Origin of the sequence: Agromyces sp. GXS1127 (assembly GCF_050565425.1) — a bacterium.
Taxonomy (GTDB): domain Bacteria; phylum Actinomycetota; class Actinomycetes; order Actinomycetales; family Microbacteriaceae; genus Agromyces.
Genome location: NZ_JBOCIG010000001.1, coordinates 410,458 through 432,654, shown reverse-complemented (window position 1 = coordinate 432,654; position 22,197 = coordinate 410,458). Strand labels below are relative to the sequence as shown.

Here is a 22,197-nt window from a genome sequence, read left to right as displayed (position 1 = left end):
GTCACGCAGGGCCGAAGAAGCTGAACACGAACTTCACCCGACGGTTCCGCCGGCGCTCCGCCTCGCTCGTCGGCGGATCGTGTTCGAGGATCGCCGCGCCGGTCGGGACGATGAACCACGTGACGGCGCCCGAGGAGTCCCACCAGTCGGGGCGGGGCGTCACGAGCTGGTCGGCCACCGCCTGCTGCAGCCATTGCCAGGCGAAGCCCGCCCGGTCGAACGACGCGCTCGATTCGCTCGCACGTCGCTGGTCGCAGCTGAGGCCGGGCGTGTCGTTGCGGTCGGAGAACCCGACCACCGTGAGCCCGGCGAACTGTCCGAATGCGCCGTCGGCCTCGACCGTCGATGCGATGCGCTGCACTGCCTCATCGAGCTGGTCCCGCACGGTTCCGGGCCCGACGGGATGCCGGTCGCGGACAGGGCCGAAGTCGACCTCGCCCGCGAGGTATCCGGCGAACTCGAGCGAGATGACGTTCATGGTGCGCTCCCCCCGGTCGAGCACCTGAATGATCCTCAGGATTCTCTCGTCCGCCAACCAACGCAATGCCCTCGTTCGCGGGGGATTTCGGTCATCCGCTTCGCCGGGCGTTCGTCGTCAGGCTGCGCCGCCCGGCCCTAGCGGGAGGCTCCCCGCGCGTCGGGTGGCGTCGCCGGTCGCGCGCGATACGTTCTCGCGCCGGAACGGTGCCCACTGCCGCACGCCGCATTCGGGTACGACGAAGGCCCGGCGCCTGATGTCAGGTACCGGGCCTTCACGCGGCGTTGGACGAAATTGGGCGGCCAAGGCGGATGCCGGGCGCCCAATGTCGTCCAAACGCCGAGGTGGCGCGCGGGCGTGGGAGTCCTACGCCGCCGACGCCAGGTCGACCGTCGCGTTCGGCACGGATGCCACGACGAACTCGCCATCGGCGGCATCCACCCGCACGCCCTCGCCGTCGCCGAGGGCGCCGGTCACGAAGAGGTCGGCGATGCGGTCGTCGATCTCGCGCTGGATCAGGCGACGCAGCGGACGGGCACCGTACTCGGGCTCGTAGCCGCGCTCCGCGAGGAGCGCCACCGCGGCATCCGTCACCTCGAAGCCGATCTCGCGCGCGGCCAGCCGCGACGACGTCGCGCCCAGCATGAGGCGCACGATCTGCGCGATCTCGTCAGACGAGAGCTTCTGGAACAGCACGATCTCGTCGATGCGGTTCAGGAACTCCGGCCGCATGGCCTCGCGCACCTTGCCCATCACCCGGGCACGCACGTCATCCGACGACGAGAACCCCGATCCATCCGCCGACGCCACGAAGCCGAGCGCACCCGACCGCGACGCGAGGAACTCCGAACCGAGGTTGGAGGTCATGATGACCACCGTGTTGCGGAAGTCGACCGTGCGACCCTGGCCATCGGTCAGGCGTCCGTCGTCGAGCACCTGCAGCAGCAGGTTGAACACGTCGGGGTGCGCCTTCTCGATCTCGTCGAACAGCACGATCGAGTACGGGTTGCGCCGCACGCGCTCGGTGAGCTGCCCGGCCTCGTCGTAGCCGACGTATCCGGGAGGGGCGCCGACGAGCCGCGACACCGTGTGCCGCTCGCCGAACTCGCTCATGTCGAAGCGGATGATCGCGCCCTCGTCGTCGAACAGCGACGACGCCAGCGCCCGCGCCAGCTCGGTCTTGCCGACGCCAGTCGGCCCGAGGAACAGGAACGACCCGACGGGACGGCGCGCGTCGCCCATGCCGGTGCGGTTGCGGCGCACCGAGCGGGAGACGGCGGTGACCGCGTCGTCCTGCCCGATGACCCGGGCGTGCAGCTCGCCCTCGAGGTTCGCGAGGCGCTCGCGCTCGCCCTCGGTGACGCGGTTGACCGGGATGCCGGTGGCCCGCGAGATCACGGCGGCGATCTGCGCCTCGTCGATGACGGTGCTGGTCGCGGCCGCGCCATCCGCCGAAGACGAAGCGGATGCCACGGCACGACCCTGCGCGGCCGCCTTCTCGGTCGCCTCGTCGAGCCGCTCCTGCACCTTCTCGATCTCGTCGCGGATGCGCGACGCCTCCTCGTAGTGCTCGGCGCGGACGGCCGCGTTCTTGTCGGCCTCGAGGTCGGCGAGGCGCTCGATGAGGGCGGAGACATCCACCTTCACGCCCAGCTTGAGGCGCAGGCGCGCGCCGGCCTGGTCGATGAGGTCGATGGCCTTGTCGGGCAGCACGCGGTCGGTGAGGTACCGCGCGGAGAGTTCGACGGCGGCGCGCAGCGCGTCGTCGGTGTAGGTGACGCCGTGGTGCTCCTCGTACGCGGGGCGCAGGCCCTGCAGGATCAGCACGGAGTCCTCGATCGAGGGCTCCGCCACGCGAACCGGCTGGAACCGGCGCTCGAGCGCGGGGTCCTTCTCGATCGTGCGGTACTCCTTGAGTGTGGTCGCACCCACGAGGTGCAGCTCGCCGCGGGCGAGGCGGGGCTTCAGGATGTTCCCCGCGTCCATGCCCTCACCGGCGCCGCCGGCGCCGACGACGGAGTGCACCTCGTCGACGAACACGATCAGCTCGCCCTTGTGCTCGGCGATCTCCTCCATCGTCCTGGTGAGGCGCTCCTCGAAGTCGCCGCGATAGCGGGTGCCGGCGAGCATGGCGGGCAGGTCGAGGGCGACGACGCGCTTGCCGAGCAGCTGCTCGGGCACGTTCTCCTCGACGATCGCGCGGGCGAGGCCCTCGACGATCGCGGTCTTGCCGACGCCGGCCTCGCCGATCAGCACGGGGTTGTTCTTCGTGCGGCGGCTGAGGATCTCGATGGTCTGCTCGATCTCGTCGGTGCGCCCGATCACGGGGTCGAGCTCGCCGTTCGCGGCGCGCTCGGTGAGGTCGAGGCCGAACTTGTCGAGCATGGGCGTGGCGGATGCCGCGGCATCCGTCTGCTCGCCCATGCCGCCCATCTCGGGGCCGGCGGACGGGTCGGATGCCACGTGCTCCCCCAGCCCGGCCGCGAGCGCCTCGGCGGTGACGCCGGCGCGCGCGAGCACCTGCCCGGCGGGGGCGTCCTGCCCGAGCACGAGCGCGAAGAAGAGGTGCTCGGGGTCGATGTACGTCGACCCGCTCGAGCGTGCGACCTGGTACGCGTGGAACAGCGCGCGGCTGGCCGACGGGGTGATGGTCGCCGCGTTCGCGTCGGCGGTGACGGATGCCGCGGGCAGCCGCGCCTCGGTCGCCGTGATGATGCGCTCGGGCGACGCGCCCACGCGCGTGATCGCCTGCGCGACGGACTCGTCCTCGACGATGACGCGCAGGATGTGCAGCGCGTCGAGCTCGGTCTGCCCGCGCTCGAGCGCGAAGCGTCCGGCACGCTGCAGGATGCTCTGGGTGCGCGAGGTCAGGAACCGGCTGAGATCGATCGACCGCGCCTGCCTGGCCTGCTCACCCGCGAGGTAGCGGCTCAGGAACTCGTCGAACGAGCTCGAGCCGGCCTCGTTGAAGTCGTCTGGCACCTAGGTCCTCCTGGGGAACTTGAGTTGGGTACGCTCAAGTTCAACGCGGGTCAAGCGCATCTATTCCTTATAGAAGGGATGCGTTGGAGGTCCCTCCGGGCACTCATGCCCTTCGAAGCAGATAGGCTCCACCCAGCGACCGGAAGGAAGACGTTGCTCAATCGCCAGAATCTTGAGTTGTTCAAAGGTGCGATCTCGTCAGCGACCCGTACAACTTCTGCCGCTGACGAAGCGCTCGTTAAGCGATTCATCGAACTGAGGCCCGGCCTGCTCGCTACGCTCGGATCACCTGTGAATCACCTCGTCACAGGCCGAAGGGGCGTAGGAAAATCAACGACGCTCGCGCTGCTCCAACAGCGAGTCGAGAAGCAGGGCGACTGGGTGATCTTCGTCGACGTTGAGACGCACAAGGACAGGGCCTATCCGGACGTTCTCGTGGAGATCATCCTCGAGATCCTGGAGGCTGTGAAGCCCCGGCCGACCAGCCTTGAGAAGATCCGCACGCTTCGAGACATCGGAAAGCTCAAGAAGGTACTCCGATTCCTTCGGGACGCTCCCGAAGAGGTGACCGAGACGTCCCAGACCGAGGAACGCGCGAAGACAGCTCGCGGGATCCGCCTCAGTGGGTCCGTTCAGCGCAGCTACCTGTCACTGGCCGGATCGTTGGGCGCTTCCAAGGAGGCATTCCGGTCTACGAGCCGGACTTCAAGTATCGTTAGACGCAAAGATGCATATCTGCGCGACATTGCCCCAGCCATCTCGCGCGTACTTGAGTCTGCCACTTCTATCGCAGGCAAGAAGAAGCTTCTGCTCGTCTTGGATGACTTTTACTTCATCGGCACCGAAACTCAGCCCCTCGTGCTTGATCACCTGCATGGCATCACAAAGAGGAGCAATGTCTGGCTAAAGATCGGCAGCGTGCACTCTCGTACGCGTTCCTATGTGGAGGGGGACCCGCCGCGTGGCATGCAGCCGCCGAACGATCTGCAACACCTTTCGCTAGATGTTGGGTTGGCCGACTTCTCGACCGCTAAAGCCTTCCTGGAGGACGTGACAAACGGAGTCTTGGCGGAATCCGGGCTCACGATTCGCGAGACACTCACCGACACGGCACGCGAACGCGCCGTGCTCGTTGCCGGAGGCGCAGTTTCACGCGACTACTTTGACCTACTTATCGCCGCCGCGGATGCCGAGTGGGAACGCGCGCAACGCAGGTCTGACAAGAATCGCGAATTTCGGATCGGCGCGGAGAGCGTTCAAGCCGCTGCAGGGCGAATGCTTGAGCGGAAGCAAACGGACCTTCGAAACGACGCAGGTCGAGATGTGGGGCGCTTGGAGTCTCGTTTCGCCGACCTGATCGGATTCGCTCGTGATCGTGACACATACTTCTTCCTAGTGAAGCGTTCGGACATCGATTCCGAATGGGGACGCGAAATTGTCCAACTTGAGGATCTACGCTTCGTGCACCGGATTATGGTGACGCGGCCAAACACCGGATCTATGCGTCGAGTCGACACGATCGTGTTCATGATGGACATTCCTGCACTCGTTGATACGCGAATGCAGAAGCTCCCCGTCGAATTCTGGAAGCCTCGACAAGCCGATGAACTTCGCAAATCCAGCTGGGTCTATTCTCCGGGGTGGACCTCCAGGGCCGGCCAATCGACGCGCCCAAAGCGATCGGCCGGAGACCACATTGAGGTCGGTGACGAACAGGTCGCGAACCACTCGCCAGAGGCATGATTGCTCGGCGGGAATCGACTTCGAGTTGGGGATTTCCGCAGGCACCCGAGACGAGATAGGTTGGAATTGATACTTTCAAGGATCGCCCGCTCGGCCGGGCTATCGGTCTGCGCCGGCTTCCTCAGCAGCGCTCCGCTTCGCCTCCGGTATCAGCTCATAAAGCGCCCTTGCCTTTCGGGGCTGCGTGATTAGCTCCTCGACGAGGGCATTCACTGCCCCGAAGATGGCCTCCACGATCTCAGCATCGTTACCGTCAAGATAGAGAACAACCAGGTCATCCTCGCCACCGTGGAGAGAATCATTTCCAAGGATTCTTGGCGCTGTTAGCACTTGCCACAGCGGCTCATTCACCTTTCCTTTTAGCTCCCCGATGCGTGTCTGGAGATTCTTCTTTCTCCCGCTCTGATCCGTCTCTAGGAGAAGCGATTCCAAGGCGGCGCGCGCCAGCGCTGCTGAGGCGCGCCTAGAATCTGGGAATACCTGCCGAGCCTCGTCGTACAAAGATCGCGCAGCTTGCGGCATTTCGGGGTGGGACGCTGGAATCGTTGACGAACGAGGATAGAGCAACTGCTCGCCGCGCCAGACGGACGGCAGATTGCAGGACGCACACACCGTGACATCCCAGTCGGAGCCTGTGCCTGGCCCGGCCGATTTGACCCCTGTACCATCAACCCGAAATGCCCCTGGCCCGTCGTTGAACATGAACGAGGTCTTGTAGGTTCCACTCCAAGCCGCCACCGTCAATGACTCACGAACGTGGTGGCTGTATGCGCGACATCTAGGGCACGTGAATCGCTCGGTGGATTCAATCACCTCTTCTACGGCTTCTGACATGGTCGCATCGTACAGCGATCGATCACGGCTTCGGGATGGCCTCCGACCAAGCCCGCCTTGCGTCGCGACCCTTGAGAATCTTGGGCGAACGTCCGGCTGCGCGATCGCGTTGTGTCCACTGGACCACTCGGCGAAGACGCATCCATGGGATGATCGGATTCTGCCAGCGGACGTCAATGATGACGCCTGCGGTCCGCGGGATTGGCATCCGCAACTCGTTCGTCTGCTGTGCAGATCCGAAATGAACAGTCTCAGGGTCGTACACAGTAATGGTCCACCCCCGGCCGGGATCGATCGAGGGAACCCAAGGTCCAGGCGAGTCGCCTGAACGCGCTACCCCCCGCCAATCCAGCCGCCCCTGACCCAGATATACGTTCCTGAGTGGACTCCAGCCCTTCGCATGAAAGACGTTCACGTCGGCCGAATCCGGGGTTGAGGCATGCGCTGTTATCCCCAGTCGTGGCCGGGTCAACCAGGTCGACAGAACTCCGTAGAAGGCAATAGAGGCGGCCAAGACGGTGAGGACGTCCGCTAGACGCCCGAGTCCCGTCCAGACTTCCAAGTTGCTCCGTTCACTCCGGACCAAACCTCGACAGTGGTGCCACCGACACGTTCAGCATGCAGCTTATCGCGCGCAGAAGAGGGTCGAGCAGGCCGCACGCGGGTGCCGTGCACCTACGCGATTACAGACAAGATCGACGCGACCGAGCTGGCTACGGCATGGCAGAGCGCGGCGTTCCAGAATCGCGCATCCGGAGTGCTCACCGACGTGGCACCCGCTGGCGCGATGTTCCCGCAGGGCGAGCTGGTGCCCGACATGTTCGACGCCTCAACCGCTCGGTTGACGCGTCGCGATCACTGATCCCGACACTCCGAACTCTCCGACGTATCAGAAGCTCACGTGTTGTTAGCCATCGCGGTCAGCCGACGGCGCAAATGCGCGTGTTACACGTCCGATCGCGGAGGGCAAGAGGCCCGCGACGACACCAAGAAACATCCAGATGAACGGCTCGCCAGCTCCTGCGACACCTCGGATCCAAGTGTTTGCCATGCGTACCAACATTCCGTCGCCCGGTTCAAGGACTGCCTTGGCGTATTGGCGAATGCCGAATTCGACGTTGTCTGGCGCCGCTGCGACGATCTCCTCTCCTGGTCCTGCATGCACGGCCACTTCATAGTCCGACGGCCCAACCGTAACGACCCGATCCTCCTGCAAGCCCTCCCCTGGAACGTTCAGGAGCAAGCCGCTGGTTCCACTATTCAGGACTAGCAATGACGAGTTCCCAGCGATGTTGGCCGCAGCATCCGCCTCACGCCACGAGAACTCAGTCATGAGGTGAATGGATTCGATCGGTTCGCCCTCGTCTACCGTGCAAGTGAGTTTGCCGGTATCCGGCGCCAACCAGTCTGCATCGAGCGTCGGAACACTTGTCTCGCTGCGCCCACTGATCGTTGTCCAGTGCGCGCAGTCCTCGGCGACGAGTCCGGAAGATGACGATGAAAAGGGGCCGAGGATCTCGTACGACAGCGGACCCATGAGTTGGAGGGGCTCTACTAGGCCATTCTCGGCAGGGGTGCAATCAGGCGAGGCAGTGGAGGCATCGACAAGTTCAGTCTGCACACCGTCGAACGATGTAGCGTCCAGCGCCCCAAGAGCCACAGTCGCCGCCCATCGGTCACCGGCGTCCCGTTCGATCGAAGCTTTCCACCCGGGGGTTCCGATGACGTGGAGGGCGTCGCTACCTGACTCATCTGCCTTCGTGATCACGCAGTCTTCGATTGCCGACGCGAAAGCTGCCAACGCCGTCTGGTCTGCGGTGCGCATGAAGATGGCCATCTCCACCGCCGGCTGGTCTGGCCAGTGCGCGCTCTCGACGGCTTGACTCCGCCCCGACGCGATACCGAACGCGATCATCGGCAACAACAGAAGGAGGATGACCGCGCCGCCGAGAATAACCAATGAGTTCGCACGGGAATGACGGATCTGTTCGCCACGCACCGGATCAGTTGTGGCCTTATCGGAGGTCCAAGTGGCTTCTCTGTTTCGCTCGTTGGTGTGAGCCTTGCGCGTGGTGGGGCGCGATCGCGCGGCGATCCAAGCGGTAACCCCCAATGCAACCGCAATCCCGGCCACTGTCCTCCGTCTTCCCAAAGGGTCCCCAATCGCCGCGTACTGCTCGTCTCGATACGAGACTGTCGTCGACTATGACAGGTTCGCGGCACGGGGGCCGTACGCGCGTTCCGCTATCTGCAGAGGGATGAGCACCGCCTCGACAAGCAGCGCCCCTGACTGGCCCACACGCCGCTACCGCCCCGGGGCAATGCTCTTCGACCGTGCCCCCGACGTCAGCGCCCCGGCGCCGCCGTCGACGCCCGCGGAATGAGCGTCGGCAACGCCATCCGGATGCCGCGATCCCCCTCCTCAGGCGACAGCAGCAACTGCAGCGCCGTCGAGGCGATCTGCTCGAACGGCGTGCGCACCGAGGAGAGCGCCACCGGCAGCCGCGAGACCAGCGGGATGTCGTTGTAGCCGACGATCGAGAGGTCGGATCCGATGCGGAGGCCGAGGCCGCTCGCCGCGGTGAGCACGCCCATCGCGAGGTTGTCGTTCGCGGCGAAGACCGCCGTGGGGCGGTCGGGGCGGTCGAGCAGGCGCATGCCCGCCTCGATGCCGTCGTCGACGCCGTAGCCGACCGAGAGCATGCGGGCGTCGTCGATCGGGAGCCCGGCCTCGCGGAGGGCGCGCTCCGCGCCGGCGCGGCGGTCACGGGCGCTCGAGGTGAACCACGGGCCGGTCACCATCGCGATGTCGCGGTGGCCGAGGTCGATCAGGTGGCGCGTCGCGAGGTATCCCCCGGTCTCGTCGTCGCCGAGCGATGAGGGGCTGATGCGGTCGGTGCGGAGCACGAGGACGTGGGGGATGTCGCGGGCGCGCAGTGAGGCCGGGAGCTCGTCGTCGAGGCGGGCGGTCGCGAGGATCACGCCGTCGACGTTGCGGTCGAGCAGGGTCTCGGTGGCGCGGCGCTCGTCGTCGGGGTCGTCGCCGCAGGTCGCGACGACGGCGAAGTAGCCGCGGCGGCCGGCGGCCTCCTCGATCGCCTGGAACATGAGGGCCATCACGGTGTCGGTCAGGCGCGGCACGAGCACGCCGATCGTCGCCGTCGCGCCGCGCCGGAGGCTCGACGCGAACATGTTGCGGCGGTAGCCGAGCTCCTCCGCGACGCGGCGCACGCGTTGCGCGGTCTCGCTGCGGGAGGCCGGCGTGCGGTCGTCCAGGATGCGGCTGACCGTCGAGATGCTCACGCCGGATGCCTGCGCGACATCCTTCAGCGTGACCGGCCCACCGGCGTGCGTGCGCTCCACTCTCGACCTCCTGCCACCGCGAGTCTACGGGCGAGCGGATGCCGCGATCGGGCGCCATGCGACGGCGCGCGCCACGCGGCATCCGGAATCGGGTGTTGACAGTCGCTCACGTCGTGAAGCATACTTGCAAACGTTCCCGCAAACGTTCCCGGTATCGTTTCCACACCGCGGGTCTCGACGAAGAGAAAGACAAGGAGTCGGACGATGGCACTCGACCTTCGCGGACTGAACCCCGCCCCCGTGACCCCGTTCACCACCGACGGCGACATCGACTTCGCCGCCATCCAGCGCCTGGGCTCGTGGCTCGGCTCGATCGACGGCGTGAAGAGCCTCGTCGTGCTCGGCCACGCCGGTGAGGGCACCTTCCTGACGGTCGAGGAGCAGCTCGACGTGATCCGCGCGTTCGTCGACTCGACCGAGGGCCGCGTGCCGGTCATCGCCGGCATCACGGGCGAGGGCAACAAGGTCGCCGCGCTCGAGGCCGAGCGCGCGAAGGCCGCCGGCGCCGCCGCCGGCCTGGTCTACCCCTCGCACGGCTGGCTGCGCTTCGGCTACCAGCAGGGCGCCCCGCAGAGCCGCTACCGCGAGATCTGGGAGACGAGCGGTCTGCCGTCGATCCTGTTCCAGTACCCCGACAACACCAAGGCCACCTACGACCTCGACACGCAGCTCGAGATCGCCGGTCAGGAGGGCGTGTTCGCGACCAAGAACGGCGTCCGCAACATGCGCCGCTGGTACACCGAGATCCCGGCCCTGCGCGCCGCGTACCCCGAGCTGCAGATCCTCTCGTGCCACGACGAGTACCTGCTGCCGACCATGTTCGACGTCGACGGCCTGCTCGTCGGCTACGGCAACATCGCCCCCGAGGCGCTCATCGAGCTCATCGAGGCCGGCAAGGCGCAGGACTACCCGCGCGCCCACGCCATCCACGAGCGCCTGCTGCCCGTCACGAAGAACGTGTACCACCGCGGCTCGCACATGGAGGGCACCGTCGCCCTCAAGTGGGGCCTCGTGCACCGCGGCATCCTCGACCACGCCACCGTGCGCACCCCGCTGCTGCCATTGCCGGATGGCGCGGACGCCGAGATCGCGGCGGCGTTCGCGTCGGCCGGCCTCGAGAAGGTCGGCGTCACCGTCTGATCCATGCGGCGGGGGCCCGAGGCATCCGGCCCCCGCCCAGCCCCACCCGGCCCCCCTCACCGATCTCGCCGCCCAGGCGTAGGATCGTCGCCGTCGAAGTGCGGCACCCGAGTCAATGACGACTGCGCGGCCAGGCGCCGCACTCCGAAGAAGGAGGCTCGCCATGAGTGAGCGAACCAAGACCCGCCACACCTCCACCACCCCGGGCACCGGGTACGGCCGCGTCTCGACCGAGTCGATGCGCGCCATCGTCGAATCGAGCGGCCGGCGCCGATCGTTCTGGCAGCAGCTCGCGCTGATCGGCCCCGCGTTCGTCGCCGGCGCCTGGCAGTTCGGCCCGGCAACCTCACCACCGCCGTGCAGGCCGGCAGCGGCTACCAGTACACGCTGATCTGGGTCGTCGTCGTGTCGACGGTCCTCATGATCTTCCTCACCGACATGAGCGTGCGGCTCGGCATCAAGTCGCCCGTGTCGCTCATCTCGTCGATCAAGGACCACCTGGGCACGCCCGTCGGCGTGCTCGCCGGCATCGGCGTGTTCCTCATCACGCTCATGTTCTCGGTCGGCAACGCGGTCGGCGCGGGGCTCGGCCTCTCGATGCTGCTCGGCGGCGCCCCGATCATGTGGACCGTGATCTGCACCGTCGCCGTCGCCGCGCTGCTGCTGTTCCGCAACGTCTACCGCGTGATCGAGAAGGTGCTCGTCGTCGCCGTCGCCGCCATGTCGGTCGCGTTCATCCTCAGCGCGTTCATCGCGAACCCCGACTGGGCCTCGGCTGCGTCGGGTCTCATCCCGACCGCGCCCGACGGCGCCTGGCTGCTGATCGTCGCGCTCGTCGGCACCAACTTCAGCGTCAACGCCGCGTTCTACACCTCCTACGGCACCAAGGAGCGCGGCCGCACCGAGGAGCAGTACCGCGACGTCACCATCGTCGACACCATCCCCGGCATCGTCGCCCCCGGCATCATGACCTCGCTCGTCATCGTCGTCGCGGCCGCCGTGCTCGGCTCGACCGGCGAGTCGGCGGCGACCATCGTCGCCCTCGCGGGGATCTTCGAGCCGCTCGCCGGGCCGGTCGGCTCCACGCTCTTCGCGCTCGGCTTCTTCGGCGCCGCGTTCTCGTCGATGATCGCCAACGCGACCGCGGGCGGCACCATGCTCTCCGACGGGCTCGGTCGCGGGGCCTCGTCGGGCTCGCGGACCGCGAAGATCGTGAGCGGCGCCATCCTCGCCTTCGGCGTCACCGTCGCGCTCGTCTTCCAGCAGGCGCCGGTGCAGCTCATCGTGATCGCCCAGGCACTGACGGTGCTCGTCGCGCCGGTGCTCGCGGTGCTCATCATCGTGATGGCGAACCGGCGTTCGCTGATGGGCGAGATGCGCAATCGGTGGTGGCAGAACGTGCTCGGGGTCGTCGGGCTGGTGTCGGTCGTGGCGCTGTCGGTGCGGCTGGTGATCAGCCTGGTCGGCGGGTAGGCGCGGGCGGATGTCGCCGCTGGGCGGCCGGGGGTGACCCCGGTCGCCCTGTTGCGTGGGCCGTGGTCGTGGGCGCGGGGGCGGGGGCGGGGGCGGGGCGGGGCGTGTCGGAGTCAGCCCCGGAGTCGGGCCCGAACCGCTCGCAGAGGCATCAGCGCCGTGCGGGTGCATGACGCCGCACGTCGGGCACTCCTCCTCCACAGGGGCTGATCGACGGTATTCATCCACAGGCAGAATCCCCGATCGTGGCAGATTTCCGGCGCGATCGGATGTCGGTGGGTGCCGGCAGGATGGAGTCATGGAACAGCCCCAGCGACTCGAGCCCGATGCCCCTCCGGCGTCGCGTGCGCTCCTGGCGTTGGAGCGAGATCTGGCGGAGCTTCGCGACGCGTGGCTCGGAGCGATGCCGGCGTGGGGGGCGATCCGCGGGTCGGCTCAGTTCGAGGCCGAGCAGATGGGCGATGCCGGGCTCATGCAGGTCGTCGACGGGCTCGCGAAGCTCCGGCGCGAGGTCGACGCACTGTTCGCGAGACTCGCCGCCGAGGTGACGAAGCGATCGGGCCCGGAGTTCGGGGAGATCGGGCTCGCGAAGGCGCAGGGCTTCCACAATCCGGTGCGACTGATCGCGGCAGCCACCGGCGGCTCGCGAGCCGACGCGCACCGGCTGATCGCGGTCGGCACCGCGACGGCCGAGCGGCAGGCGTTCAGCGGCGACCGGATGCCGGCGCGGCACCCGCACGTCGCCGCGGCCCTCGAGGCGACGACGATCAGTCTCGAGGCGGCATTCGCGATCACGACCATGCTCGAGCGGGTGTGGATGCGAAGCGACCCCGACCGGGCGCAGGTCGTGGAGCGCGCCCTCGTCGACCTGGCCGGGCGGGTGCCGCTCGAGACGCTCGCGCGCGGCGTCCGCGAGGCCGAGGCCCGGCTCGATCCAGACGGCGTGGAGCCTCGGGAAGACGAACTCCGGGCGGAGCGGTCGTTGACCATGCGGGAAGACCGGCGGGGTGTGGTGCACCTGCACGCCCGACTCGACCCCGAGAGCGCGGCGCCGGTCAAGGCGGCGATCGAAGCGCTCGTCAGCGACGCGCTGCGACGGCGCCGACCCGGTGAAGCCGCGGGCGGTCCTGATGGAACCGGAATCGGCGCCGGGGAGCTGCGCCCGGAAGGAGCTGCGATGGGCGCCGGGGAGCTGCGCCCGGTCGTCGACGATCACCGCACGATCCCGCAGATCCAGGCCGATGCGCTCGCCGCGCTCGCCCGTCACACCCTCGGCTGCGCGCAGACCGCGGCGCCACTCGCGAAGACCACCATGATCGTGCGCGTCGACCTCGACGCGATCATCGACGGGCTCGGCCACGCCAGTATCGACGGCCTCGAGCAGCCGATCTCCGCCGCCACCGCCCGCCGAATGGCCGCCGACGCCGAGATCATCCCCGCCGTCCTCGGCGGCGAGAGCCTCCCCCTCGACCTCGGCCGCGCCGCCCGCCTCTTCACGAAAGCGCAACGGCTCGCCCTCGGCGAACGCGACGGCGGCTGCGCCTCCTGCGGGCAGAACATCGGCTACGTCGAAGCGCACCACATCGACTGGTGGGAACGCGACACCGGCCCGACCGACCTCTCGAACGGAGTCCTTCTCTGCTCCTTCTGCCACCACATGATCCACCGCGACGGATGGCACATCCACGCAAGCCCGACCGACGTGTGGTTCATCCCACCACCCCACATCGACCCAGCCCAAGTCCCACGGCTCGGAGGCAAGGCGCGCTTCGCGCTGCGCGAAGATCGGGCGGCATGAGCGGCAGCAGCTCGAGCCCATGATCCTCGGCGACGTCGGCGTCACCGCTTGAGCCGGCGGTTTCGTCGCGCACGCCCGAGTCGGCGAGACGCTCGCCGTGGCTCGGACGCTGTGCGGGTGCATCATGGCGCGGCTGACGGGTTCCGTTCGGCGCGACTCGTGGAGGAGATCCGGCGACTAGCGTCGGAGCCGCGAGGCCGAACGGCACACGAACGTCGCCGGCCCACGAAGGGCGTCACCGCAGCGCATGCGTGCGATCGCGAACCCAGGCGGCGACCTCGTCCAGATCAGCCTCGCCCGACGCGACCCGCCGCAGGAACCGATCGGCCCCGACGGCGTCGCCGACCACGAGATCGACGCCGTTCAGTTCGAGGATGGCGACGGTCACGAACCACGACAGTCGCTTGTTGCCGTCGGCGAGCGGATGGTTGCGCATCACCGCGAGCAGGAGTGCCGCGGCCTTCTCGTTGAGCGTGGGGTGCACCTCTTCACCGAAGACCGGCATCGGCGCGGCCAGGGCCGAGAGCAACAGTCTGCGGCCGCGGGCGCCGTCCTTGAAACGGAACCCTTCGTCGTCGATGAGCGCCTCGACGTCGTCGGGATCGAGGTAGTCGACCTCGGGGGTCGGCGTCACCGGGAGAGACGCTCGAGCAGGTCCGCGTCACGAACGCGGACACGGTCGAACGCCGCCCTCGTCCGTGCCGACTTGTCGGTACGAGCCGCGAGGTCTTCGAGCGCGATCTGCACGACCTCGGTCTTCGAACGCCCGAACTTCACGGCCAGAGCTTCGAGGAGTTCATCGTGGGACTCGTCGAGCCGCAGGGTCATCGCCATGGCACGGTCCTGTCGTCCGACGCCGATGGTAGCGCGCGGTATCACGCTGATACCAGCCTCGCTCTCCAAGTGGCTGACAGTATTGGGTAGATCGAATATTCAGAGGTCGTCGTGACCGCAGGAACCCTCATCCGAGCCGCAAGCTCACCCAGCAGGCGCTCGGCCGGCGCGCCCGGCTGTCGCAGTCGCACCTGTCCCTGATCGAGCGCGGGCACCAGAACCCCTCGTTCGAGGCGGTCGAGCGTGCCCTCCGCGCTGCCGGGCACCGGCTCGTGTCGGTGCCGACCGTCCGCGACGACGCGGCGGCGATCGCCGCAGACATCCGCTTCGCCGTCGCCGACGCCGACGGTCGCCAGAGCACGGCACTGCGCCGATTCATCCAGCTCAACGACAATCTCACTGCGGAGCACGGCGCGGCCCGCTTCGCCCTGGCCATCTCACCGCCCGGGCCGACCGGCAGTCGCCAGTGGGATGCCGCGCTCGCCGCGCACCGCCTCGTCGCCGACAGCTGCCCGTGCCCGACTGGGCGGTGAGCTCCGAGCGCACGCTTCGACGCCCGTGGGTGCTCGGCGAAGGCCCCTACACGCTGACGCCGCCGCCCGACCGGGTGCCGCCCGAGTTCGCTCGGCGCCGGGTCCTCGTCGACGCCGACACGCTGGTCAGCGCATGACCCGCTTCGAACGCGATGACCTCGTCGTCGGACTCCGCCGACTGGTCAGCACGCTCACCGAACGCGGAGAACGCAGCGGCATCGGGATCGTGGGCGGCGCCGCGCTCGCACTCCGGTACTTCGATCGCGAGTCCACCGTCGACATCGACGCACACCTCATCGGCGCCCGCGAGGAGGTCCTCGATGCCGGTCGCGCCATCGCCGAAGCCAACGGATGGCCCGACGACTGGCTGGACGACCAGGCCGGGGGCTTCATCCCGAGCTACGGCCGCCCCGTCGCCGAATGGGAGACGCTCGACGACGACGGTGTGGTCGTCGAGCGAGGTCGCCTCCGCCGACGCGCAGCCGGCGATGACGCTCCGGGCGAACCGGCCCGGCCGAGATGACACCGACATCGCCAACCTCATGGTGATCTGCGGCGTCCGCTCGATCGACGCCGCCGAGGAACTGTACGAGGACGTCTCCTCCGGCGAGGTGCTGCCCGATCGAGCGGTGCGCATGGTGACGCGGATCATCGAAGTCGGCCTGCCGCCGACGCCGGTGCGGCCGTCGGCGCCCGAGATCGGCTGACCGCCGCACGGGAATAGGCCGGCCTCGCGCCCCGGGCCAGCGTGCCACTCGTGCACGAGAGAAAGCGCGTTCGAACCGTCGCCGAGGAGGCGCCGTAGCCACCCGCTGAGCCGCGGCATCCGCCCGCCGCCCGATACGCTCGGCGCATGCTCCCCGCGATCCTGCTGACCGTCATCCTCGCCGCACTCGCGGTGTTCCAGCTCGCGCTCGCGCTGGGCGCGCCGATCGGCCGGTTCGCCTGGGGCGGACAGCATCGGGTGCTGCCGACGAGGCTGCGCATCGGCAGCCTCGTGTCGATCGTGATCTACGCGGGCATCGTCCTGCTGGCGTTCGACCGGGTGGGCGCGATCGACGTCGTCCCGGACGTCGTGTCGCAGGTCGGCATGTGGGTCGTCTTCGGCTACTTCGTGCTCGGCATCCCCATGAACGCGATCTCGCGCAGCCGCCCCGAGCGGCTCACGATGACCCCGGTAGTCACCGCACTCGCGGTCCTCAGCCTGATCATCGCGCTGGGCTGACGCCCTCGGCGAACGTGAGGCGGCTGTCTCTCCTGCGGACAGGCCATCGGCTTCGTCGAAGCCCCCCATATCGACTGTGGGAACGCGACACCGGCCCCACCGATGAGCTGCCAGCGCCGGGTGCCGAACGCCGAGCCGCTCGGCCTCGTGCAGGAGGACGGTCGCTGGATCGGTGCCGACCGACGACGGCACGACTCTGCGACATCCAGCTCTGCAATCGAGCGGTTCGGGTGCCGCCGCCTGAAATGCATGAACGGGCCGCGCGACACATGCCGCACAGCCCGTTCGATCGTCCAGCATGCTGGACGGTGCAGGATCAGCCGACGCCCTCGAGCGTGTCGGTCTCGGTGTTGCCGATGTTCGCGATGACCTCAGGGCGGCTCTTCGCGAGGCGGAGATACCAGGCGATCGCGGCGATCATCGTGATGAGGAAGACGTACGGGATGACGTTGAGCGGCCACGCCGGCACCGGCCACACGTTCGCGAAGAACACGTAGCCCATGGCGACGACGGCGACGATCGCGCTGAGCCACACGAGACCGTTGCGCATCTTCTCGCGACGCGTGTAGACGACGCAGGCGATCGCGACGAGCGCGTACGCGACCATGTAGCCGTACGTGCCGTAGGTGTCGACCCAGACGACGATCTCCATGGGGTCCGCGCCGACCGCGAGCAGCACGAGGTCGAGCGCGATCGCCGCAGGACCGGCGACGAGCAGCACGCGGTGCGGCGTGAGGTGGCGGTCGTGGGTGCGGCCGAATCGTTCGGCGACGACGCCCTCCTTGCCCATGACGTAGATGATGCGCCCGACGACGTTGAGCGGAGCCACGACGACGGCGAAGAACGAAGCGCCGACGCCGAACGTGAGGATCGGGGCGAACCACGCGGGCATGCCGATCCTCTCGGCGATCGCCTCCAGCGGACTGGCGACCGTCGCGAGGTCCTCGTGGAGGATCGCGATCTGCGTGTAGGCCGAGAACACGTACAGGATGCCGACGGTGACGGCGCTCCACATGATGGCCCGCGGGATCGCGGTGTACGGGTTCTTCGCCTCGCGGCCGAGCGCGTCGGCCGACGAGAAGCCCACGAAGCCGAGGATGCCGAGCACCATGCCCGCGGCGACACCCTGGAACGGCACGCCCGCCAACGAGAACTGCGCAGGATCCCACGCCGCCGGCCCGGCCCAGACCAGGGCGAGGACGAGCAGGATGACGATGATCGTGACCGAGACGAGTTCGAGCACGAGCGAGACGCGTGCAGAGAGGCGGATGCCGCGGATCGTGAACAGGGTCGCGAGGCCGCCGAGCACGACCGCGAGCGCCATCGACCAGCCGAGGCCCTCGGCGGGGATGCCGATCAGTCGGAGGAACTGGTTCATGTAGGAAACCGCGCCGCCGAGCGAACCGGCGGCGATGCCCCAGCAACCGACGAGCAGCGCGATGCCGGCCAGATAGGCGCCGAACGGACCGAGGCCCTTCGCGACGTACGTGTAGAGCGACCCGGCCGAAGCGTGACGACGCGCGAAGACGGCAACGGTGTAGCCGACCGCGAGGATCACGATCGTGGCGAGCACGAACGAGAGGATGGTGCCGTTGCCGGCGCCGATGTAGATGCCGGCGGCGGTGAAGGCGATGACGGCGCTCGGCGCGATGTTGGCGGTCGCCTGGGCGGCCAGCTCAGGGCCGCTCATGACGCCGCGGCGGAGCCCGGCGTCGACGGGCGCCGCGGGGGCGCTGCCGGCCGGGACCGACGTGCTGGTGGGTGCAGACATGGTGGGGCTCTCCAGTGAGTCGAGGTCGGAGGTCAGGGGATGAGGAGCGTGCGGAGCGCTTCGCCGGATTCGAGATCGTCGAATGCCTGCGCAGCCTCGTCGAGCGGTCGGCGCGACGAGATCAGCGGATCGAGCTTGAGCTGGCCGTCCATGTAGCGGTCGACGAGCGCGGGGATGTCGATCGAGGGGCGCACCGAGCCGTAGTTCGACCCGAGGATGCGCTGATCGGCCTCGGCGAGTACGAGCGGCTCGAATGAAGCCGTGGCGCCGGTGGGGGGCAAGCCGACGATGACGGCGGCGCCGCCGAGTCCGAGCATGCGGATTGCCTGCTCGGTGGTCACGGTGCGCCCGATGGCATCGAACGCGTAGTCGACGCCGTCGGGGATGAGCTCGTAGAGCTGCTCGACGGCGTCGCCCTGGGAGGCGTCGATTCGGTCGGTGGCACCGAACTGCAGGGCGAGTTGCGTCTTCTCAGGCAGGACGTCGATCGCGATGATGCGCTCGGCGCCGGCGAGCTTGGCCCCCTGCACGACGTTCAGTCCCACGCCGCCGCAGCCGATCACGGCGACGGTCGAGCCGGGCTCGACGGCGGCGGTGTTCAGCACCGCGCCGACGCCGGTCGCGACGGCGCAGCCCACGACCGCGATGACGTCGAGGGGCGCATCGTCGCGCACCTTGACGGCGCCGGACGCCGGCACGACGACCTCCTCGGCGAACGACGAGACGCCCAGGTAGTGGTGCACGGGCTCGCCGTCGAGTGACAGGCGCGAGGTGCCGTCGAAGAGGACGCCCTTCGGTGCGACGACCGTGGCGACCCTCTGGCAGCGGGCCTCGTGCCCGGAGCGACAGTAGCGGCACTCGTTGCACGGCGGGACCCAGCTCAGTACGACGTGGTCGCCGACCGCGAGCGACGTGACGCCCTCGCCGAGCTCGACGACGACACCGGAGCCCTCGTGCCCGACCACGAGAGGTGCGGGCGCATCCCACTCGCCGCGCTTGACGTGCAGGTCGGAGTGGCAGACTCCGGCGGCGGCGATCTTCACGCGGACCTCGCCCGCCTTCGGCGCGGCGAGTTCGACGTCGGCGACCTCGACGGGGGTCTCCGGCTGGCGGAAGACGATGGCCTTCATGATGCTCCCTTGGATCGTTGTTGGGCATGGTGATGATAGGCAGCACCTCGACATCCGCTCATTGCGAGAAAGTGTGAATCGGATGCCTCGTGTTCGACACTTCGTACAATCGTCGGGTGGCACGACGACTCGACTCGGTCGCCGAACGACTCGGCGGAACACTGATCGCCGGACGGCTCGACGGTTCGGTACCGGTCGACGCGGCCGTGCCGCTCGACCGGTTCGCGGTCGTCGGGCATCCGGCGTTCGCGACCCTCGTAGTGGGCTCGGGGGCGTCGCTCGCAGAGGCGCTGCTGGCCGGCGATGCACGCGCGAGCGAGCTTGCTGACGCGGTGCCCGTGACGGTGCACGACTCCCCCGAGCTGCGCTCGACCCTCGCCGGCCAGCGTGTCACGGCGGTCGTCGGCGCGGATGTCTCGCCCGACGCCCTGCTGCCGACGCTCGTCGCGACGCTCGCCGGAGATCAGGCCGCTGAGGACCGCCTCGTCACGAGTGGGACGAAGGTGCTCACCCAGGTCGCCCGCCGCGGCGGAGCGAAGGCCGTGATCGCCGAGCTCGCGCGTCGCATCGACGGCTGGGCCGTGCTGGTGGACGTGCACGGTCAGGTCATCACGACGGCCGGCGCCGGCGGACTCCACGTGCAGGATGCGATCGCGGTCTCGTTCGACCGACCCGTGCGGGTACGGCATCCCGGCCTGCAGGTGCATCGCGTCGGTGACGGAACGGACCTCACCGCTCACCTCGTGATCGCCTCGCGCGACGGCTCGATGAGCCGGAACCGCGACCTCGCGTCGCAGGCAGCGGCACTCCTGGACCTGGTCCTCCGGACTCACGACCACACCGGCACCGAACGGCTGGGCCGCGCGGTCATGGTCGACACGCTCCTCGGCGGCGGCGACGAGGCATCCGCCCTGTTGCGCCGATGGGGCGTGCGGGAGCGCGCGCTCACGGCATTCGCGCTGTCGAGCCGCTCGAAGGCCATCGACCTCGAACGGCTGGTGACCAGGTGGCTCGATGAGTTGGGGGCCGTGCACGTCATGACGGAGCGGCAGGATCGGGTCGTCGGATTCCTGCGCGACGACCACGTCGACGCGTTCGCCGAGCGCGTCGCGGACTTCACCCACGATGGCCGCGACCCCCTGCGCCTGGGACTCGGGTCATCGGCGCCGACCGACGCGCTCGCCCGCAGCGCAGCCGAGGCCCGCCAGGCCCACGACGCCGCTGTCGCCGACGCGCACGCGATCGTCCGGTATCGGGCGATGCCCATCGTCGCCCACGTGCTGGAACGCCTCGACGCGGACGCGAGCGCGCGCATCGTCGACCTCCTCGAACCGCTGCGCGAGGGCGACGGCGCGCACGGCGAGCTGCTCCAGACGCTGCGCGTCTACCTCGCCGAGCACGGCGCGCTCGGGGCGAGCGCCGCGATCCTCGGCGTCCACCGGCAGACGCTCGCGACGCGGTTGCAGCGCATCCAGGAGCTCACCGGACTCTCGCTGGCGAGTGCCGACGACCGCACCGCGGCGTGGCTCGCGGTGCGCACGCTCGAGCACTGATGCCGATCGGCGCCGTCGACGCCCTCGTGCCACCCGCGATGAGCGGACCGAGTCGGGATCGCCCACGGGGCACGAGCCCTCAGGCCCGCGCCTGGGCCCACTCCTCGCCGTCGGCCACGGCGCGCCGCAGGGCCTCGCCCACCCACTCGCTCCCGCGGTAGAGGTGCTCCTCGCCGAGGTCGGCGAGGATGCCGCTCGCGACGATCTGGTCGAACACGCGTTGCTCGCTGACCACGAGCCCGAGCGAGGCGCCGACGCCATCGAGGCGGCGCACGTAGCGGCGCAGCACCTCGATGTGGGCCAGGCCGATCTGGTCGGTTCCGCGGAGCCGCACGATCACGACCGCGGCGCGCGACTCCGACGTGACGGCGGGCAGCTGGCGCTCGAGGGTCGGGGCGCTCGCGAAGAACAGGCTGCCGTACGGCTGGAGCACGAGGACCTCGCCACCGGCGACGCGGTCGGGTGGGTCGGTCTCGCGCATCCGGCCGTCGTCGGCGACCACGACGCGGCGCACCCGAAGTCGGGCATCAGCTCAACTGCGCAACCACGCCCACGCGGCATCCGGGTCTTCGAAGTACGCCGCCTCCCGAGCGTAGAACGGGGAGGCGAGATGGGCGAGGCGCTCCTCCCACTTCTTGTGGCCGACGATCGCCATGCGCGCGACCTTCTCGTGGAACTCGTGACCGAAATGGAGATCGGCACCCCACGCGCCGACCTTCTCCCACCGGAAGTCGGTGAGGTCGAGCATGAGCTTCACCGAGCCGTGCTCCGCGACGGCGGCCTCGACCGCCGGGGTCAGCACGTCGTAGTCGGCCTTCGTCACGTCGCCGGACACGATGAACCCGAGGGTGTCGCCGGTGCCGCGGTCGGACTTGGTGATCGTCATCAGGGTGCTCCGTTCTGTCGCCTTCCCCGCCAGCCTCGCGTGTGAGAGCGTCGGCGTCGAGGGGGCGTAGGTCCCGGGAGCGTGCCGAGGGCTGGAGCCACGGCGGTCAACGACGTCCGTCGACTACGAAAACGTCGTCGCGACGGTTGACTACGAAAACGTAGTGAATTCGCATCCCGCAGCGACCGCGAGGACCCGGCCGATGCCTGAGCTGACCGTTGAGCTCTACGGCGAGGATGTGGGCCGGATGAGCGGTGCCGACTGGCGACGGTTCGACTTCGAGACATCCGCCCCTGCCATCGAGCGCTTCGGCCTGGGCAGCACGGTGCTATCGGCATCTGTGCCGTTGGTGCCGATCGCGAGCCGGTCGCACGTGGCGCGGCGACGGTTCGACTTCGAGAGATTCGCCATCCCCGAGCCTCTGGATTAATGCGCACATAGGTGCGTATAGTGA

At 68.6% G+C, this 22,197-nt stretch carries 24 protein-coding genes and 1 pseudogene; 14 read left to right on the top strand and 11 right to left on the bottom strand.

Translation table 11 applies throughout. From position 1 onward, the window contains the following. Position 1 precedes the first annotated feature (1 nt). On the bottom strand, positions 2-502 hold the full coding sequence (locus ACQ393_RS02020; RefSeq protein WP_430645145.1) for a hypothetical protein: 501 nt from the start codon (positions 500-502) through the stop codon (positions 2-4). 342 nt (positions 503-844) lie between these two features. Continuing rightward, positions 845-3,460, bottom strand: coding sequence for an ATP-dependent Clp protease ATP-binding subunit (locus ACQ393_RS02015; RefSeq protein WP_430645144.1), 2,616 nt, complete (start codon positions 3,458-3,460; stop codon positions 845-847). Positions 3,461-3,613: 153 nt separating this feature from the next. Here ACQ393_RS02015 and ACQ393_RS02010 point away from each other — a divergent pair, with 153 nt between their 5' ends. Beyond that, positions 3,614-5,203, top strand: coding sequence for a hypothetical protein (locus ACQ393_RS02010; protein WP_430645143.1), 1,590 nt, complete (start codon positions 3,614-3,616; stop codon positions 5,201-5,203). 99 nt (positions 5,204-5,302) lie between these two features. On the opposite strand, the gene ACQ393_RS02005 is transcribed toward ACQ393_RS02010, so the two are convergent. Next, on the bottom strand, positions 5,303-6,037 hold the full coding sequence (locus tag ACQ393_RS02005) for a DUF4145 domain-containing protein (RefSeq protein ID WP_430645142.1): 735 nt from the start codon (positions 6,035-6,037) through the stop codon (positions 5,303-5,305). A gap of 664 nt (positions 6,038-6,701) precedes the next feature. Between ACQ393_RS02005 and ACQ393_RS02000 the strand changes: the two genes are divergently transcribed. Further along, positions 6,702-6,899 carry a hypothetical protein gene (locus ACQ393_RS02000; protein ID WP_430645141.1) on the top strand — a complete coding sequence of 66 codons (198 nt, stop codon included), beginning with the start codon at positions 6,702-6,704 and terminating at the stop codon, positions 6,897-6,899. A gap of 45 nt (positions 6,900-6,944) precedes the next feature. On the opposite strand, the gene ACQ393_RS01995 is transcribed toward ACQ393_RS02000, so the two are convergent. Beyond that, positions 6,945-8,171: a hypothetical protein gene (locus tag ACQ393_RS01995; protein WP_430645140.1), complete on the bottom strand. Its 1,227-nt coding sequence runs from the start codon at positions 8,169-8,171 to the stop codon at positions 6,945-6,947. Positions 8,172-8,383: 212 nt separating this feature from the next. Continuing rightward, a complete protein-coding gene (locus ACQ393_RS01990; protein WP_430645139.1) occupies positions 8,384-9,400 on the bottom strand; it encodes a LacI family DNA-binding transcriptional regulator in 1,017 nt (338 codons plus the stop codon). A 204-nt stretch (positions 9,401-9,604) separates the two neighbouring features. Between ACQ393_RS01990 and ACQ393_RS01985 the strand changes: the two genes are divergently transcribed. From ACQ393_RS01985 to ACQ393_RS01970, 4 genes are all read left to right on the top strand, one after another. Next, positions 9,605-10,540 (top strand): dihydrodipicolinate synthase family protein, encoded by a 936-nt coding sequence (locus ACQ393_RS01985; RefSeq protein ID WP_430645138.1) that lies wholly within the window; start codon positions 9,605-9,607, stop codon positions 10,538-10,540. Positions 10,541-10,703: 163 nt separating this feature from the next. After that, positions 10,704-10,931 carry a hypothetical protein gene (locus ACQ393_RS01980; RefSeq protein WP_430645137.1) on the top strand — a complete coding sequence of 76 codons (228 nt, stop codon included), beginning with the start codon at positions 10,704-10,706 and terminating at the stop codon, positions 10,929-10,931. Continuing rightward, the gene (locus ACQ393_RS01975; RefSeq protein WP_430645136.1) at positions 10,898-12,013 is read left to right on the top strand and encodes an Nramp family divalent metal transporter; all 1,116 of its coding nucleotides are present in this window, start codon (positions 10,898-10,900) and stop codon (positions 12,011-12,013) included. The genes ACQ393_RS01980 and ACQ393_RS01975 overlap by 34 nt, the downstream gene beginning before the upstream one ends. Positions 12,014-12,311: 298 nt before the next feature. Further along, complete coding sequence (locus ACQ393_RS01970) at positions 12,312-13,811, top strand: DUF222 domain-containing protein (RefSeq protein WP_430645135.1); 1,500 nt, start codon at positions 12,312-12,314, stop codon at positions 13,809-13,811. A gap of 235 nt (positions 13,812-14,046) precedes the next feature. Here ACQ393_RS01970 and ACQ393_RS01965 read toward each other — a convergent pair whose 3' ends face one another. Together ACQ393_RS01965 and ACQ393_RS01960 are read right to left on the bottom strand one after the other, a co-directional pair. Continuing rightward, positions 14,047-14,445, bottom strand: a complete 399-nt coding sequence (locus ACQ393_RS01965) for a type II toxin-antitoxin system death-on-curing family toxin (protein ID WP_430645134.1) — start codon at positions 14,443-14,445, stop codon at positions 14,047-14,049. Then, on the bottom strand, positions 14,442-14,645 hold the full coding sequence (locus ACQ393_RS01960; protein ID WP_430645133.1) for a hypothetical protein: 204 nt from the start codon (positions 14,643-14,645) through the stop codon (positions 14,442-14,444). Before ACQ393_RS01960 ends, ACQ393_RS01965 begins: the two co-directional genes overlap by 4 nt. A 95-nt stretch (positions 14,646-14,740) precedes the next feature. On the opposite strand from ACQ393_RS01960, the pseudogene ACQ393_RS01955 reads away from it, so the two are divergent. From ACQ393_RS01955 to ACQ393_RS01930, 6 genes and pseudogenes are all read left to right on the top strand, one after another. Continuing rightward, positions 14,741-14,896: pseudogene (locus ACQ393_RS01955) on the top strand (helix-turn-helix domain-containing protein); the annotation flags it as partial. Between the two features lie 27 nt (positions 14,897-14,923). Next, positions 14,924-15,178, top strand: coding sequence for a hypothetical protein (locus tag ACQ393_RS01950; protein ID WP_430645132.1), 255 nt, complete (start codon positions 14,924-14,926; stop codon positions 15,176-15,178). Next, complete coding sequence (locus ACQ393_RS01945) at positions 15,175-15,315, top strand: hypothetical protein (protein WP_430645131.1); 141 nt, start codon at positions 15,175-15,177, stop codon at positions 15,313-15,315. The genes ACQ393_RS01950 and ACQ393_RS01945 overlap by 4 nt, the downstream gene beginning before the upstream one ends. Beyond that, the gene (locus tag ACQ393_RS01940; RefSeq protein ID WP_430645130.1) at positions 15,312-15,701 is read left to right on the top strand and encodes a DUF6036 family nucleotidyltransferase; all 390 of its coding nucleotides are present in this window, start codon (positions 15,312-15,314) and stop codon (positions 15,699-15,701) included. Before ACQ393_RS01945 ends, ACQ393_RS01940 begins: the two co-directional genes overlap by 4 nt. Further along, positions 15,667-15,885: a hypothetical protein gene (locus ACQ393_RS01935; RefSeq protein ID WP_430645129.1), complete on the top strand. Its 219-nt coding sequence runs from the start codon at positions 15,667-15,669 to the stop codon at positions 15,883-15,885. Before ACQ393_RS01940 ends, ACQ393_RS01935 begins: the two co-directional genes overlap by 35 nt. 146 nt (positions 15,886-16,031) lie before the next feature. Further along, complete coding sequence (locus ACQ393_RS01930) at positions 16,032-16,403, top strand: hypothetical protein (protein ID WP_430645128.1); 372 nt, start codon at positions 16,032-16,034, stop codon at positions 16,401-16,403. A 316-nt stretch (positions 16,404-16,719) separates the two neighbouring features. On the opposite strand, the gene ACQ393_RS01925 is transcribed toward ACQ393_RS01930, so the two are convergent. Next, on the bottom strand, positions 16,720-18,093 hold the full coding sequence (locus ACQ393_RS01925; protein WP_430645335.1) for an APC family permease: 1,374 nt from the start codon (positions 18,091-18,093) through the stop codon (positions 16,720-16,722). Positions 18,094-18,206: 113 nt separating this feature from the next. Continuing rightward, entirely contained in the window at positions 18,207-19,304 is a 1,098-nt protein-coding gene (locus ACQ393_RS01920) for an alcohol dehydrogenase catalytic domain-containing protein (RefSeq protein ID WP_430645127.1), read from the bottom strand. A gap of 116 nt (positions 19,305-19,420) precedes the next feature. Here ACQ393_RS01920 and ACQ393_RS01915 point away from each other — a divergent pair, with 116 nt between their 5' ends. Further along, the gene (locus tag ACQ393_RS01915; protein WP_430645126.1) at positions 19,421-20,857 is read left to right on the top strand and encodes a PucR family transcriptional regulator; all 1,437 of its coding nucleotides are present in this window, start codon (positions 19,421-19,423) and stop codon (positions 20,855-20,857) included. A 79-nt stretch (positions 20,858-20,936) separates the two neighbouring features. On the opposite strand, the gene ACQ393_RS01910 is transcribed toward ACQ393_RS01915, so the two are convergent. After that, positions 20,937-21,338, bottom strand: coding sequence for an STAS domain-containing protein (locus tag ACQ393_RS01910; protein ID WP_430645125.1), 402 nt, complete (start codon positions 21,336-21,338; stop codon positions 20,937-20,939). A 51-nt stretch (positions 21,339-21,389) separates the two neighbouring features. Further along, complete coding sequence (locus tag ACQ393_RS01905) at positions 21,390-21,743, bottom strand: STAS/SEC14 domain-containing protein (protein ID WP_430645124.1); 354 nt, start codon at positions 21,741-21,743, stop codon at positions 21,390-21,392. A gap of 202 nt (positions 21,744-21,945) precedes the next feature. Between ACQ393_RS01905 and ACQ393_RS01900 the strand changes: the two genes are divergently transcribed. Next, positions 21,946-22,173 (top strand): hypothetical protein, encoded by a 228-nt coding sequence (locus ACQ393_RS01900; protein WP_430645123.1) that lies wholly within the window; start codon positions 21,946-21,948, stop codon positions 22,171-22,173. Positions 22,174-22,197 lie beyond the last annotated feature (24 nt).

Bases quoted from the DNA above. Each gene is read 5' to 3' on its own strand.
- ACQ393_RS02005 (WP_430645142.1), bottom strand. From the start codon at position 6,037: ATGTCAGAAGCCGTAGAAGAGGTGATTGAATCCACCGAGCGATTCACG.
- ACQ393_RS01985 (WP_430645138.1), top strand. From the start codon at position 9,605: ATGGCACTCGACCTTCGCGGACTGAACCCCGCCCCCGTGACCCCGTTC.
- ACQ393_RS01980 (WP_430645137.1), top strand. From the start codon at position 10,704: ATGAGTGAGCGAACCAAGACCCGCCACACCTCCACCACCCCGGGCACC.
- ACQ393_RS01970 (WP_430645135.1), top strand. From the start codon at position 12,312: ATGGAACAGCCCCAGCGACTCGAGCCCGATGCCCCTCCGGCGTCGCGT.
- ACQ393_RS01960 (WP_430645133.1), bottom strand. From the start codon at position 14,645: ATGGCGATGACCCTGCGGCTCGACGAGTCCCACGATGAACTCCTCGAA.
- ACQ393_RS01940 (WP_430645130.1), top strand. From the start codon at position 15,312: ATGACCCGCTTCGAACGCGATGACCTCGTCGTCGGACTCCGCCGACTG.
- ACQ393_RS01935 (WP_430645129.1), top strand. From the start codon at position 15,667: ATGACGCTCCGGGCGAACCGGCCCGGCCGAGATGACACCGACATCGCC.
- ACQ393_RS01930 (WP_430645128.1), top strand. From the start codon at position 16,032: ATGCTCCCCGCGATCCTGCTGACCGTCATCCTCGCCGCACTCGCGGTG.
- ACQ393_RS01925 (WP_430645335.1), bottom strand. From the start codon at position 18,093: ATGAGCGGCCCTGAGCTGGCCGCCCAGGCGACCGCCAACATCGCGCCG.
- ACQ393_RS01920 (WP_430645127.1), bottom strand. From the start codon at position 19,304: ATGAAGGCCATCGTCTTCCGCCAGCCGGAGACCCCCGTCGAGGTCGCC.
- ACQ393_RS01910 (WP_430645125.1), bottom strand. From the start codon at position 21,338: ATGCGCGAGACCGACCCACCCGACCGCGTCGCCGGTGGCGAGGTCCTC.
- ACQ393_RS01905 (WP_430645124.1), bottom strand. From the start codon at position 21,743: ATGACGATCACCAAGTCCGACCGCGGCACCGGCGACACCCTCGGGTTC.
- ACQ393_RS01900 (WP_430645123.1), top strand. From the start codon at position 21,946: ATGCCTGAGCTGACCGTTGAGCTCTACGGCGAGGATGTGGGCCGGATG.